This window comes from Flavobacterium sp. GW823-FHT06G12 (assembly GCF_058794775.1).
Genome location: NZ_JBXAHE010000002.1, coordinates 1119690 through 1133362 on the forward strand (window position 1 = coordinate 1119690; position 13673 = coordinate 1133362).

14 protein-coding genes are annotated in these 13673 nt (G+C 32.9%); 6 read left to right on the forward strand and 8 right to left on the reverse strand.

Annotation, left to right across the window (positions count from 1 at the left end):
* Positions 1 to 78: 78 nt before the first annotated feature.
* Together AC1Q5Z_RS11770 and AC1Q5Z_RS11775 are read right to left on the reverse strand one after the other, a co-directional pair.
* Complete coding sequence (locus AC1Q5Z_RS11770; RefSeq protein WP_198854673.1) at positions 79 to 774, reverse strand: toxin-antitoxin system YwqK family antitoxin; 696 nt, start codon at positions 772 to 774, stop codon at positions 79 to 81.
* Between the two features lie 33 nt (positions 775 to 807).
* Positions 808 to 1263: a GAF domain-containing protein gene (locus AC1Q5Z_RS11775; RefSeq protein ID WP_492444957.1), complete on the reverse strand. Its 456-nt coding sequence runs from the start codon at positions 1261 to 1263 to the stop codon at positions 808 to 810.
* A 70-nt stretch (positions 1264 to 1333) separates the two neighbouring features.
* On the opposite strand from AC1Q5Z_RS11775, the gene xrtF reads away from it, so the two are divergent.
* From xrtF to AC1Q5Z_RS11805, 6 genes are all read left to right on the forward strand, one after another.
* Positions 1334 to 1870, forward strand: coding sequence for an exosortase family protein XrtF (gene xrtF, locus AC1Q5Z_RS11780; RefSeq protein WP_198854671.1), 537 nt, complete (start codon positions 1334 to 1336; stop codon positions 1868 to 1870).
* Positions 1860 to 2306: an exosortase F system-associated membrane protein gene (locus tag AC1Q5Z_RS11785; protein ID WP_198854670.1), complete on the forward strand. Its 447-nt coding sequence runs from the start codon at positions 1860 to 1862 to the stop codon at positions 2304 to 2306. Before xrtF ends, AC1Q5Z_RS11785 begins: the two co-directional genes overlap by 11 nt.
* A 46-nt stretch (positions 2307 to 2352) precedes the next feature.
* Positions 2353 to 2751, forward strand: a complete 399-nt coding sequence (locus tag AC1Q5Z_RS11790; protein ID WP_198854669.1) for an HYC_CC_PP family protein — start codon at positions 2353 to 2355, stop codon at positions 2749 to 2751.
* Between the two features lie 117 nt (positions 2752 to 2868).
* Positions 2869 to 4875 carry a TonB-dependent receptor plug domain-containing protein gene (locus tag AC1Q5Z_RS11795; protein ID WP_492444960.1) on the forward strand — a complete coding sequence of 669 codons (2007 nt, stop codon included), beginning with the start codon at positions 2869 to 2871 and terminating at the stop codon, positions 4873 to 4875.
* A 42-nt stretch (positions 4876 to 4917) separates the two neighbouring features.
* Positions 4918 to 5259 (forward strand): heavy-metal-associated domain-containing protein, encoded by a 342-nt coding sequence (locus AC1Q5Z_RS11800; RefSeq protein WP_111426071.1) that lies wholly within the window; start codon positions 4918 to 4920, stop codon positions 5257 to 5259.
* 136 nt (positions 5260 to 5395) lie between these two features.
* Entirely contained in the window at positions 5396 to 6076 is a 681-nt protein-coding gene (locus AC1Q5Z_RS11805) for a DedA family protein (RefSeq protein WP_343589930.1), read from the forward strand.
* 256 nt (positions 6077 to 6332) lie between these two features.
* Here the strand turns inward: AC1Q5Z_RS11805 and rodA are convergent, their stop codons facing one another.
* The 6 genes from rodA to purH form a co-directional block, all read right to left on the reverse strand.
* Positions 6333 to 7568 (reverse strand): rod shape-determining protein RodA, encoded by a 1236-nt coding sequence (gene rodA, locus AC1Q5Z_RS11810; RefSeq protein WP_198854666.1) that lies wholly within the window; start codon positions 7566 to 7568, stop codon positions 6333 to 6335.
* 15 nt (positions 7569 to 7583) lie between these two features.
* Positions 7584 to 9557 (reverse strand): penicillin-binding protein 2, encoded by a 1974-nt coding sequence (gene mrdA / locus AC1Q5Z_RS11815; RefSeq protein WP_198854665.1) that lies wholly within the window; start codon positions 9555 to 9557, stop codon positions 7584 to 7586.
* The gene (locus AC1Q5Z_RS11820; RefSeq protein WP_198854664.1) at positions 9554 to 10060 is read right to left on the reverse strand and encodes a rod shape-determining protein MreD; all 507 of its coding nucleotides are present in this window, start codon (positions 10058 to 10060) and stop codon (positions 9554 to 9556) included. Before AC1Q5Z_RS11820 ends, mrdA begins: the two co-directional genes overlap by 4 nt.
* A complete protein-coding gene (gene mreC / locus AC1Q5Z_RS11825; RefSeq protein ID WP_198854663.1) occupies positions 10053 to 10877 on the reverse strand; it encodes a rod shape-determining protein MreC in 825 nt (274 codons plus the stop codon). Before mreC ends, AC1Q5Z_RS11820 begins: the two co-directional genes overlap by 8 nt.
* A 110-nt stretch (positions 10878 to 10987) precedes the next feature.
* On the reverse strand, positions 10988 to 12016 hold the full coding sequence (locus AC1Q5Z_RS11830; RefSeq protein WP_008466528.1) for a rod shape-determining protein: 1029 nt from the start codon (positions 12014 to 12016) through the stop codon (positions 10988 to 10990).
* A 56-nt stretch (positions 12017 to 12072) separates the two neighbouring features.
* Positions 12073 to 13599 (reverse strand): bifunctional phosphoribosylaminoimidazolecarboxamide formyltransferase/IMP cyclohydrolase, encoded by a 1527-nt coding sequence (gene purH / locus AC1Q5Z_RS11835; protein WP_281634694.1) that lies wholly within the window; start codon positions 13597 to 13599, stop codon positions 12073 to 12075.
* Positions 13600 to 13673 lie beyond the last annotated feature (74 nt).

Sequence of the window (13673 nt, forward strand, 5' to 3'; positions counted from 1 at the left end):
AAGAATCTAAAAATTAGGGGTAAGAAATTTGTTTTTAATGATTTGCGATCCCCTTTTTCTTTGATTTCGGTTGTTCTTTTACTTTAACTTCGGAGCTTTTTTGCCAGATTGCTTTTCACTTAAAGAAGAATAAGAGAATTTTACATTGTTGGCATCAGTGCTTACTCCCGAAATTAAAATTCCCCGATCGTAATTGTCTACAAATGTAATTTTTCGAGCCACATCATTTCCTTCCCAAACGCCTTGTTTCAATCCGTCTTTGAGAGTTCCTTTTTGTGTTACAAATAAATCGGTTTCTTCATAATCTCCGTTTCCATCAACGACGGTCTGACTTTTATTTTCATCCCAGCAATTAAGAATCAAAGTTTGTGCTTTTTTAGTTTTCGGATCCCAAAGATTCTGCTTTTCACACTTTTTATTTTGGTTATCGTACCAATTAATCTCTTTTCCGTTTTTGTGATCTTCAGAATAATTGACAACGGTTTCTTTTGCTCCGTTTTTATAATAGTAAATAAACTCTCCGTCTTTTTTTAAAACATCGCGATCCAAAGTAGAGCCCGTCATTCTCTTTCTTCCATTTTTATAAAAGTCAGTTACAACATAACGCATGCTTTTCTGAGAATAATTGGTAATTACTCTTGTATAGGCATAGTTTTCTGGAGTGCATTCACGATTTAAGGAGTCTAAAAAAATCTTTTTAGAAACCAAATTAATTTGCCCAGACAGATGAACTGAAATTGTTAGAAGCAAAAAGAGAAGGAAGTTTCTTTTCATTCTGTGCTATTTTTTCTCTTAAAAATAGTTCTTCTAGAATAATTTAGCAACTTCTTGATTTACAAATTCTAAAAATCTTTCGTCGGCTTCTGTAAAAGGATCAATAACGTGGCTGTCAATATCGATTTGGCCAATATTTACTCCATTAACAAAAAGAGGCACAACAATTTCTGATTTTACAGTTAAACTGCAAGCAATATAATTGTCTTGAGCTTTAACGTCTGGAACAACAAAATTAGCATTGCTCTCGGCTACTTGACCGCAAATTCCTTTTCCAAACGGAATAACGGTATGGTCTGTTTCAGCGCCAACATAAGGTCCTAAATGTAAAGTTTTAGCGTCATGATTGGCAAAATAATATCCGACCCAGTTGTAATACTCTACGTTTTCGTTCAAAAGTTGGCATATTGCCAATAATTTTTCATCTCTATTTGATTCATTTTCAGAGATAATTGCGCTTATTTTTGGTTGTAATTCTTGAAATGTCATAATGTAAAAATTTATGCAAAAGTATTTAAAGCTAAACTCAAAAAATACATAAATTTGAAAAAAAAATCTCTTGAAAAAATATTTAGTCCAGTTTAAGCCATTTCTCGTTTTTGTAAGCATCTTTTTCTTGACATATATTGTCCTTACACTGCTTTATAAATTTTATTTAAATAGCTACCAAGCTGAAGAGCTTGATGCTGTGACCACAATGGCTGGACGAAATGCAGAACAGCTGCTAAAGCTTTTTAATTATGATATCATAATTCAGAAAAGTTCGCAAAATCCGTGGCTGGAGATAATATTAAATGGAAGATTTATAGCCCGTATTATAGAGGGATGCAATGCTGTAAGTGTGATGATACTCTTTGTTTCGTTTGTAGCAGCTTTTTCGAGAGGCTTAAAAAAAACATTACTATTTATATTTTTTGGAGTTGTATCTATTTATATGTTTAATATTCTAAGAATTGCGGCTTTGATTGTCCTTTCGTATAACTTTCCTCAATATTACCGATTTCTGCATGGAACTTTTTTTCCTTTAGTGATTTACGGATATGTTTTTATTTTATGGGTTTTCTGGATCAATAGATTTTCAAAGTATGCTAAGTAATTTAAAAGAAAATAAGCTTAAAATCTTTACAGCAATTATAGTTGTTATAGGTTTTGCCATTATTAGAACATTTGAAAGAAAATTGTTTTACGATCCTTTTCTAAAATATTTTGAAGCAGATTTCAATTCAAGTCCTTATCCTGTAGTGCAGAATTTAAGACTTTTCTGGTCGCTTTTTCTTCGCTATTTTTTAAATACCGTGTTATCTCTTTGGTTGATTTATGCCTTGTTTAAGGATCGTGATATTCTTAAGTTTAGCCTGATTGTCTACATCTTCTTTTTGGTTTTGCTTTTGAGTTCATTTTACATCATACTGAACTTTTTTCCAGATGGCGCTTGGCTTCTTTTTTATGTTAGAAGATTTATAATTCAGCCAATTTTTGTGCTATTGTTTATTCCCGGATTTTACTATCAGCTTCAAAAAACTAAAAAATAACATTTGATTTAGTTTTTTATAGGCAGTTTTTGAATAGCTTTGCAGTATGAATTTAAAAAAGTGTACAGGTCTATTTTTAGCGTTCCTTTTATTGGTTTCCAATATTGGGTTTGCTTTTGATGTGCACTATTGTGGAGGAGAAATTGCTTCAGTATCTTTAAAAACTACGGCAGAGCCTGTTGTTGAAAAGAAATGTTGCGGTTCTAAAGAGAAAAAAAATTCTTGCTGCAAAGATAAAGTTGTTCATTTTGAAAAGAAATCTGATGATGCGACGATTAAATTTTTCTTTTTTCAATTTGCTTTCCCTGCAGTTATACAAGATTACAAGCCTCTTGTCTTTTTAGAAATTCCAAATTTTAAAAAGAAAGAAGTTCTTTCGTATTATGCCGATGCGAATGCGCCCCCCTTATTTAAATTATACCATCAGTATATTTTCTATTCCTGATTTTAATGTTAAGATGCACTGCAAGTCTTGATTAAGACTTCGTATTTACATTTTAATTGCTTTTGCTTTGCGCAAAATGCAAGAATGTAATTCTTTTCAACATTAAAATCATTTTTTATGCAAAAAAATATAATGCTTTTTGTAGCGTTTTTGCTTTCTGTATCTGTGTTTTCGCAAGAAGATCTAGAAGAAGTGAAAATTACTAAAAAGCAAAAAGGAATTAAAAAATCCTATACGTTAACAGCCAATACTTCTGTTATTACTAGTAAAGAGTTGCTTAAAGCGGCCTGCTGTAATCTAGCAGAAAGTTTTGAAACCAATCCGTCAATCGATGTCAATTTTTCTGATGCCTTAACAGGGACTAAGCAAATCAAGATGCTTGGATTGACTAGTCCGTATTTAATGATTACAGAAGAAAATATTCCTTCTGTTCGAGGTGCTTCTCAAGCATACGGATTATCATTTACTCCTGGAACATGGATTGAAAGTGTTCAGATTACCAAAGGAGCGGGGAGTGTTGTAAATGGTTATGAAAGTATCTCTGGCCAAATTAATACAGAGCTTTTAAAACCCTTAAATGATATTCCGTTTTTTCTGAATGCTTATGGTTCAACCGATTCTCGTTTTGAATTGAATACCCATTTCAATAAAAAATTATCAGACAAATGGGCAACCAGTTTATTTGTTCATGGAAATGCGCGTGTTGCAAAAAACGATATGAATAATGATGGTTTTTTGGATAATCCGTTAGGAAAACAAATCAATGTTTTAAATCGTTATCAATATTACGATCCAGAAAGTGGTTTGGTTAGTTTTATCAATTTCAGATATATGAATGATAAAAAGCAAACAGGAGAAGTTGACTTTGATAAAGATCGTGATCGCGGAACGACCAATCATTGGGGTTCTGAAATTAATACAGAACGATTTGATGTTTCGACAAAAATCGGATATGTATTTAAAGATATGCCTTATCAAAGTATCGGATTTCAAAATGCTTTTAATAGCCACAAACAAGATTCTTATTATGGTTTAAATCAGTACGATATCAAACAGAATAGTTTTTATTCTAATTTGATTTTCAATTCGATCATCAATAATACGATGCATAAGTTTTCAACGGGTTTGAATTTTACTTACGACCAATATCAGGAATTTGTAAACGTAACCGATGTAAGCAGAATTGATAATTCGGTTGGTGCTTTCTTTGAGTATACTTATGATAATACCGATAATTTCAGTTTGATTTTGGGTGGAAGAGTGGACAACCATAACCGATTAGGTTTTTTTGTTACACCAAGATTGCACATGAGATATAATCCTTGGAAAAATGGAGTAATTCGTTTTTCTGCAGGAAGAGGAAAACGTTCTGCTAATATTTTTGCCGAAAATCAGCAACTTTTTGCTAGTTCAAGAACATTCTCAATTTTAGATTCTAACGGAAAAGTATATGGTCTGAATCCAGAGATTGCTTGGAATTATGGCGTGAGTTTTTCACAGAAATTCCGTCTTTTTAATAGAAATGCCGACGCTGGTTTTGATTTATATCGTACCGATTTCCAAAATCAAGCTATTGTAGATGTAATGCAAAGTCCGCAGCAAGTTTTGTTTTATGACTTGAAAGGAAGCTCTTTTGCTAATAGTCTTCAGGTTGAATTTAATTATGAGTTGGTTCATAATTTAAATTTGAGAACAGCTTACAAATACTACGATATACAAACTGATTATTTAAGAGGAACATTTCAACGTCCGCTTCAAGCAAAACATCGTTTCTTAGGAAATTTAGAATATGAAACAACGATGAACAATGATAAGCAATGGAGATTTGATTTTACTTATAATTGGTCAGGTAAACAACAATTGCCTTATACTGCATCGAACCCAGTAGAAGATCAATTTCCTGATTTTTCGCCAGCGTATGCGGTGATGAATGCGCAAGTAACTCGTGTTTTTTCGTCTGTTTTTGAAGTATATATTGGAGGAGAAAATATTGGCAACTACAAACAGCAAAAAGCAATTTTAGGAGCAAATGATCCTTTTGGACCTAATTTTGATGCTTCGATAGCATACGCTCCAATTTTTGGACAGATGTATTATGCGGGACTTAGATTTAAAATTAAATAACAATATCAAAAATCAATTTCAATAACAATAAAATTAAATACAATGAATAAGATAGTTTTAATCGCAATGATGGTTTTTTTAGGTTTTTCAGCTCAAGCTCAAACTAAGAAAAATAAGAACTTAAAATATACGACAGAAGTAAATGGCAATTGCGAACAATGCAAGAAAAGAATTGAAAAAGCGGCTTATGGTGTTCCTGGCGTAAAAACTGCAAGTTGGGATGTAAGTTCGCATCAACTTTCGGTTATTTTAAACGAAGAGAAATGTTCGCCTTCGGACTTAAATAAAGCAATTGCAAAGGCAGGTCATGATACTAAGGAAGTTAAAGCAACAACTGAAGATTATGATAATTTGCATAGCTGTTGCAAGTATGTAAGAGAATAACATAAAGTGAAGCCCAGACAATAGAGTCTGGGCTTTTTTTAATAGTTAATTTATGTTTAAAATACTGCATTTTATTGTGGTTAAGGTAAATTATTGTTACTTTCACGAACTTATATAGATAACCAATTCCCCTTTTATGAATAATTTTGAATGGACCCAGTTATTAAACCCTGAATTTTATATTACTTTAAGCGTCGGAGGTTTTCAGATTGGGTTGTTTATTGTTCTGTTTATAGTTTTTGCTGAAACAGGACTTTTTGCAGGTTTTTTTCTGCCTGGAGATAGTTTACTTTTTTTGGCAGGTATTTACAGTCGTGATTTAATTGAGAATGTTGCCTATATTCCGAATGATTTTGTGAATGTATTTCTTCTGGCTACTGCAGTTGCAATAATGGGAGTTTTAGGTAATATGACTGGTTATTGGTTCGGTGCAAAGAGTGGTTATTATTTGTTTAAAAAAGAAGATACATTCTGGTTTAAGAAAAAATACTTGCTTCAGTCAAAAGATTTCTTTGAAAAGTATGGTGGCAAAGCAATTATTTATGCGCGCTTCCTGCCAATCTTTAGAACTTTTGCTCCAATTGTTGCAGGAATCGTTTCGATGGACAAGAAAAAGTTTATGTTCTTTAATGTTTTAAGTTCTTTTCTTTGGTCATTTATATTAATTTTCGCCGGACATTATTTATATGGCATTTTCTTAAAACAAGGAATAGATTTAAAGAAACATATTGAGTACATCATTATTATTATCATTATAATTTCAACGTTCCCGGTTCTAATAAAACTACTTAAAAAGACACCAAACGAACAGATATAATCAATAAAAAGAATAATAAAAATCCGAAGAACTTCGGATTTTTTTATGCTTATTGTTTAGTTATTATCGACATTTATATTACATGATTTATATGTTGCTTAGCAAATAAAATCGAAGTTAATGAAGTAAGTGTAAAATCAAAAAAGCTGTAATTAGTTTTGAAAACGTAATTACAGCTTTAGGTTAAATTATTTTAGTTGTATAAAAGTAATTTCTAATTGGAACTTGGGTATTTAAAAATTGAATATTTTAAATATTACCATTCATTCACTTTATTAGCATCCATTTTAAGGAAAATAAACAGCAAAATGGTGAATCCCCAGAGTCCAGAACCTCCATATGAAAAGAACGGCAGAGGAACCCCAATTGTAGGGAAAATTCCGATTACCATTGCAATATTTACAAAGAAGTGTATAAATAGAATTGCAGCGACACAATAGCCGTAAACCCGACTAAACTTTGTCTTCTGTCTTTCTGCTAAGTAAATTACTCTAAGCAATAAGCAGACAAAAAGTAAAATAACTACAAAAGAGCCTGCAAAACCCCATTCTTCGCCAACAGTTGTAAAAATATAATCGGTATGTTGCTCAGGTACAAATCCTCCTTTGGTTTGTGTGCCTTCAAGAAAACCTTTTCCGATCCATCCTCCAGATCCAATGGCAATTTCAGATTGGTTGGTGTTGTATCCAATCCCTTTCATATCTACAGTTTTACCTAGTAAAATATTGAAACGATCTCTGTGGTGCTGTTTAAAAACGTTGTCAAATACGTAATCAACAGAGAAAACAAATCCAGAAATTAAGACCAGTAAAATTCCGCTTAAAATAATATTTCTGTCAACTACTCTGCCTTTAAAATGTATAATAGCCAACACGATAAAAGCCATTCCAATAACAGCATATGGTTCTAAAACTAAAGTAAGAACAAAAAGAACGATAGTTATAAACGCAGTCCAAACGTACCAAGATGGCAAGCCTTCTCTGTATAAAACAAGGATAAAAGCACTATAGATTAAAGCACTTCCAGGATCGGGCTGTGGTAGAATAAGCATTACAGGTAATAGCATAATTGCTAAAGCCTGAATTTGTCTATTCGTTTCTTTTAAATTAATTTGTGTATCACTTAAATATTTTGCCAATGCCAAAGAAGTAGCTGCTTTTGCAAACTCAGAAGGCTGTAAAGTAAAGCTTCCTATCGCGTACCAGCATCGCTGTCCTGCTATGGTTTTTCCAAAGAGAAATAATCCAGCAAGAGATAATAAGGAAACTCCAAAGATTATACTGGCATATTTTTCGTAAAATTTACCATCAACAAAAAGTACAACAAATATCAATGGAATAGTACAGCAGATAAAAATCAGCTGTTTTTGATAAGTTCCATCGGTTGATAATAAAGAAGACGAATATATATTGAGCCAACCTAAAGTTACCAGCGCAATGTAGATAAAGACACTTATCCAATCGATATTATTTTTTACACTTTGATTTTTCATTTGAAATAATCTTTCTTAGTTTTTCTTAGTTGTGTCTACTGCTGTTTTTTTAACTTCAGTTTTTGGTGCCGTTGTAACTGGTGCTTTTGGCTTAACAATTTTTGCTTGTAAAACAGAATCTTTTGGCACAGATTCAATTTTAAGAGCATCACTTATTCCGCCTACTTTAGCATATTCCGAAAGTAAGCTTTTGTTTAATACTCTTATTTCTAGGTCTGTTCTTGTAATTTTCTTTCTTAGATATTTTTCAATCATTAAACTGGCAATCGGACCCGCAACTGTTGCTCCAAAACCTCCATTTTCAATCATAACTGCAATGGCAATTTTTGGATTGTCTTTTGGGGCAAAAGCAACAAATATAGAGTGGTCTTTAAGCTGGGTTCTTTTACCGTTTATTTTGGCAAAGTTCTCAGCAGTACCTGTTTTTCCGCAAATATCAATTCCTTCTACTCGAAGACTGTAAGCTGTACCTTTGTTGTAGACATCAAATAGTCCACTGATAACCGGTGGGAAATATTTTTGATCAACCGTAGTCACATGTTTTGTGGTGAACTTTTCGTCGATTTTTTCTCCCTCAATTTTTTTAATGATATGAGGAGTATAATAATAACCCTGATTTGCAACAGTAGCCATCATGTTGGCTAATTGAATAGGTGTCATTAAAACCTCTCCTTGACCAATTGCATTTGATACAATGGTTGAGCTTCTCCATCCTCCGTTAGGGTAAATCCTTTTATAAGTTTTAGAGGTTGGTATATTTCCTCGTTTTCCAGTTGGTAAGTCATAACCCATGAACTGACCTAATCCAAAACTTTTTACGTGACTGCTCCAAACATCAACGGCTTGACCCGGATCTTTGTACTTGTTGATGGTAAGCATATAGGCCTGTCCAAAATAAGTATTACAAGAATTGTAAATTCCGTTGTGCAATTGGTGCGGACCAAAACCGTGACATTTCATGAATCGGCCTCCACCATAACTAAATCCGTGATGACACATAAAAGTAGTCTGCTCATTGATTACGCCTTCTTGAAGTGCAACTAAACCAGTCAAGATTTTGAATGGAGAACCTGGAGGATACTCTGCCAAAAGCCCTCTGTCATATAAAGGTTTCGAAATAGAATCGTTATATAAAAGGGTGTAGTTTTTAGATCTTTGACGTCCTACCAAAATACCAGGGTCATAAGAAGGAGCGGTAATTAAAGCAAGAATTTCCCCCGACTTAGGTTCAATTGCCACAATACCACCTCTTTTATTAATCATCAATTCCTCTCCATATTTTTGAAGTGTGGCATCAATCGTTAAATTAATGTCTTCTCCAGCTACGGCGATAGTATCGTATTTTCCTTCTTTATAAGGACCAATTTCTCGGTTATATTTATCTTTCTGAATATATTTTACCCCTTTTATACCACGTAAAGTTTCTTCGTAGCTTTCTTCTACACCTTGCTTTCCAATTAAATCCCCACTATTGTAGTATGGATTTTTAGCAATTTGTTTTTCATTTACTTGAGTAATAAAGCCAAATATATTTGCTCCGTAATCTACTTCATAATCACGTAAAGATCTTTTTTGGAAATAGAAGCCTTCGTATTTCCTAATTTTTTCCTGAAAAGCCGCAAACTCATTTTTATTCAGCTGAGATAAAAACACAGAAGGAAGCCTTGGGCTGTAGACCTTTGCTTTTTCAATACGTTTGTGGTATTCTTCTTCAGTAATGTTTAGAAGAGCACAGAACTCGGCAATATTAAGATCTTTTTTTATTTCTCTAGGAATAACCATAATATCGTAAGAAGCCTGATTTGCAACAAGAAGCTTTCCGTTACGATCATAGATGTAACCCCTCTCAGGATAGTCATAGACCTTTTTTATCGCATTATTTTCCGATTTCAGTTTAAAAGAATCATCAATAATCTGCAGGTAAAAAATCCTAATCACTAGCAAAGACGCTGCAATAATAATTATAGTGGGCAGCAGGACTTTTCTCATCGTTTATTGGGCTTAATAAGATAAATTATTATGATTGAAGTAATTATTGTAAATATCGAGCTAAACAAAATTCGGAGTAAAACATCCCAAATAAAATTAAATTGAAAAGCTTGAAGAATGAACAATACAGTATGATGCAATAGAACGGACACTAAAATAAATGAAAATCGTTCCGGGGTTAAAGATTCATTCAGTTTAATGGTTTGATATTCATAACTTAAACCAAAAGAAAATTTAAAAATGTAAGGCCTGTAATATGCTAAAATAACACAAGCAGTTGCATGTATTCCGCCAGAATTACAGAACATATCCATTACTAATCCTAAGAAAAAACTAGAAATAATCAATCCCGCTTTGTTGCTGTTTACTGGATACAGAATAATATATAAGATGTACGGAAACGGACTTATATATCCTAAGAAATTCATATTGTTGAAAATAACAATCTGAATTGCCAGTAACATAATAAATCGAAAAATATTGACTAACAGAGCGCTATTCATTTTTTTCTTTGTTTTCTAAATTAATAAGTTCCTCTCTGTCCTTACTCTTGATAATATAGACGTGTCCTAAGTTTGTCATATCGTTAAATAACTTAACTTTTATAACATAAAAACTTGTTTGGGTTTCTTTGTAAATTGTTTCAACGGTTCCAATGTTGATTCCTTCAGGGAAAATTACAGATTGTCCTCCTGTTACAATTGTATCTCCTTTTCTAACTGAAGCTAATCTTGGAACGTCTCTTAGCTGTACAAATCCAGTACTTTTTCCATCCCATGTTAAAGAACCAAAATGATTTGATTTTTTTAACTTGGCATTAATCTGAGATTTCATGTTCAAAATACTCACAACAGTAGAATATCTAGGTGATGTGTCATCTACAATACCAACAATTCCTAAACTGTTTATTACTCCCATATCTGGTTTTACGCCGTCATTGGATCCAGAATTTAAAGTAAGGAAGTTTTCGTGTGTGCTGTATGTGTTATGAATTACTTTTGATACAATGATATCAGCAGGTTTTACCCCTTTAATAGTATCTGGTAAAGGTAATTTGGCTGTGTCTTCTTTATTAAATAAAAGACTTTTTAATCTTGCGTTCTCAAGTACAAGTTCGTCGTTTTCAGCTCTTAAATTCATGTATTCATTAACACGATTGATTTTTTCATAAACACCTCCGCTTAAGAAATTTGCAGAACTGATTATTTTGCTTCTGTGGTAAGAGTGAGATTGAATCGTGAGTCCTAACGATATACCTAAAAGCAGCAAAAACAGCAATCGATTACTGTTTCTTATAATGAAATTAAATATTTGCTGCATTTCTTGTCTGGTTATTTTGTTTCAGGATATGCTTAAAGGTTTCAGTTTTTACAAGGGTCAAATAGTAAGAATTTGACCCTTATAAAAGTAAATTGATTTTTATTTTGATCTTATTTGATTAAGATACTTTTAAATTTAGCAATGTTTTTAAGGGCCATTCCTGTACCACGAACAACAGCTCTTAAAGGATCTTCGGCAATATAAACAGGTAAATCTGTTTTTTGAGAAATACGTTTGTCAAGACCTCTTAACATAGATCCACCACCAGCTAAATAGATACCAGTGTTGTAGATATCTGCTGCTAATTCAGGCGGAGTCTGAGATAATGTTTCCATTACCGCATCTTCTATACGCTGAATAGATTTGTCTAATGCTTTTGCAATTTCACGGTAAGAAACATCAACTTGCTTTGGTTTACCAGTAAGCAAATCTCTACCTTGAACTGACATATCTTCTGGTGGGCCATCTAAATCTTCGATTGCCGCTCCAATTTGAATTTTAATTTTTTCAGCAGTACTTTCTCCAACAAATAAGTTGTGTTGTGTACGCATGTAATAAACGATATCGTTTGTGAAAACGTCACCTGCAATTTTTACAGATTTGTCACATACAATTCCGCCTAATGCGATAACAGCAATTTCTGTTGTACCACCTCCAATATCCACAATCATGTTTCCTTTTGGTTGCATAATGTCAATACCAATACCAATTGCCGCTGCCATTGGCTCATGAATCAAGTAAACTTCTTTTCCGTTTACTCTCTCACAAGATTCCTTCACCGCTCTCATCTCCACTTCAGTAATACCAGAAGGAATACATACAACCATACGTAAAGCTGGGGTAAACATTCTTTTTTTCAATGCAGGAATACTTTTAATGAACATATTGATCATTTTTTCCGAAGCATCGAAATCAGCGATTACACCATCTTTCAAAGGCCTTATAGTTTTGATGTTTTCATGTGTTTTACCTTGCATCATATTGGCTTCCTTACCAACAGCAATGATTTTGCCTGATACTCTATCACGTGCAACGATAGACGGACTATCAATGACAACTTTATCATTATGAATGATTAAAGTGTTTGCGGTTCCAAGGTCTATCGCAATATCCTCGGTCATGAAATCAAAAAATCCCATAAGTTTTTTAGGGGTTTAAAATGTTATAAATTATTTATCGAACAAAGTTAAACAAATTAATGTTTAAAATGACGAGTTCCTGTAAATACCATTGCAAGATTATTTTCGTTGCAATAATTTATACTTAATTCGTCTTTAATCGAACCTCCTGGCTGAATTACGGCAGTTATTCCTGCTTTTTTAGCTAATTCTACACAATCCGGAAATGGGAAAAATGCATCGCTAGCCATCGAAGCTCCATTTAAATCAAATCCAAAAGCTTTTGCTTTGTCAACAGCTTGAATTAAAGCGTCAACTCTTGAAGTCTGACCTGTACCTGATGAAATCAATGTTCCGTTTTTAGCAAATACAATTGTGTTTGATTTTGTATTCTTGCAGATTTTAGAAGCAAAGATCAAATCTTCGATCTCTTGAGCAGTAGGTTCTGTAATTGTAACGGTTTTTAAATGCTCTTTATTATCCGTAATATTATTTCTGTCCTGAATTAACAAACCATTAAGACAAGTTCTTACTTGACGAGCTGGTAATTCAACTTCATTTTGAACTAATATAATTCTGTTTTTCTTCTCTTGTAATACCGTAACAGCCTCATCATCATAAGCTGGAGCGATTACTACTTCGCAGAATAATTTGTTGATTTCTTGTGCTGTTTCTAAATCAATTTTTGTGTTAGAAATTAACACTCCTCCAAAAGCTGAAGTAGGATCACAAGCTAAAGCAGCCAAATAAGCCTCGCTGATTGTTTTTCTTGAAGCCAATCCGCAAGCATTGTTGTGTTTTAAAATCGCGAAAGTTGGTCCGTCAGTTTTAAACTCAGCAATTAAATTAACTGCAGCATCAACATCAAGTAAATTGTTGTATGATAATTCTTTTCCATGAAGTTTTTTGAACATTGCATCAAAATCTCCAAAGAAGAATCCTTTTTGGTGAGGGTTTTCACCGTATCTTAAAACTTGACCGTTTGCAATACTTTCTTTGTAAATAGTCTCGTCTGTATTGAAATAATTAAAAATAGCTCCATCGTAGTGAGATGAAACGTGGAACGCTTTAGTAGCTAACAATCTTCTGTTCTCCAAAGTTGTTGCTCCATCTTGCTCTGTAATCAAATCTAAAAGTAAACTGTACTCGTTTACAGAAGCCACAATTACAGTGTCTTTGAAATTTTTTGCACCAGCACGAATTAATGAAATTCCGCCAATGTCAATTTTTTCAATAATATCTTGTTCGCTTGCTCCAGAAGCAACTGTTTTTTCGAAAGGATATAAATCAACAATTACCAAATCAATCTGAGGAATGTCAAATTCCTTCATTTGCTGAACATCGCTTTCATTATCCTGACGATTTAAAATACCTCCAAAGATTTTTGGGTGTAAAGTTTTTACTCTTCCTCCAAGAATTTCAGGGAAAGAAGTAATATCTTCAACAGGAACTACTGGAATACCAAGGTTTTTGATAAAATCTTCAGTTCCTCCAGTTGAATAAAGTGTTACATTTTGTTCGTGTAATTTTCTAACAATTGGTTCTAATCCATCTTTAGAAAAAACAGAAATTAATGCCGATTGTATTTTTTTTGTTGTGCTCATTGTGTAGTTATGATTTTGAGACTGCAAAAGTAGTTTTTTTATATATTATATTAAAAAAAATTAGTGTAACAAAA

What these genes read in the sequence shown, in the direction of transcription:
- AC1Q5Z_RS11770 (WP_198854673.1), bottom strand. Translation starts at nt 774, where the DNA reads ATGAAAAGAAACTTCCTTCTCTTTTTGCTTCTAACAATTTCAGTTCAT.
- AC1Q5Z_RS11775 (WP_492444957.1), bottom strand. Translation starts at nt 1,263, where the DNA reads ATGACATTTCAAGAATTACAACCAAAAATAAGCGCAATTATCTCTGAA.
- AC1Q5Z_RS11785 (WP_198854670.1), top strand. Translation starts at nt 1,860, where the DNA reads ATGCTAAGTAATTTAAAAGAAAATAAGCTTAAAATCTTTACAGCAATT.
- AC1Q5Z_RS11790 (WP_198854669.1), top strand. Translation starts at nt 2,353, where the DNA reads ATGAATTTAAAAAAGTGTACAGGTCTATTTTTAGCGTTCCTTTTATTG.
- AC1Q5Z_RS11795 (WP_492444960.1), top strand. Translation starts at nt 2,869, where the DNA reads ATGCAAAAAAATATAATGCTTTTTGTAGCGTTTTTGCTTTCTGTATCT.
- AC1Q5Z_RS11800 (WP_111426071.1), top strand. Translation starts at nt 4,918, where the DNA reads ATGAATAAGATAGTTTTAATCGCAATGATGGTTTTTTTAGGTTTTTCA.
- AC1Q5Z_RS11805 (WP_343589930.1), top strand. Translation starts at nt 5,396, where the DNA reads ATGAATAATTTTGAATGGACCCAGTTATTAAACCCTGAATTTTATATT.
- rodA (WP_198854666.1), bottom strand. Translation starts at nt 7,568, where the DNA reads ATGAAAAATCAAAGTGTAAAAAATAATATCGATTGGATAAGTGTCTTT.
- mrdA (WP_198854665.1), bottom strand. Translation starts at nt 9,557, where the DNA reads ATGAGAAAAGTCCTGCTGCCCACTATAATTATTATTGCAGCGTCTTTG.
- AC1Q5Z_RS11820 (WP_198854664.1), bottom strand. Translation starts at nt 10,060, where the DNA reads ATGAATAGCGCTCTGTTAGTCAATATTTTTCGATTTATTATGTTACTG.
- mreC (WP_198854663.1), bottom strand. Translation starts at nt 10,877, where the DNA reads ATGCAGCAAATATTTAATTTCATTATAAGAAACAGTAATCGATTGCTG.
- AC1Q5Z_RS11830 (WP_008466528.1), bottom strand. Translation starts at nt 12,016, where the DNA reads ATGGGATTTTTTGATTTCATGACCGAGGATATTGCGATAGACCTTGGA.
- purH (WP_281634694.1), bottom strand. Translation starts at nt 13,599, where the DNA reads ATGAGCACAACAAAAAAAATACAATCGGCATTAATTTCTGTTTTTTCT.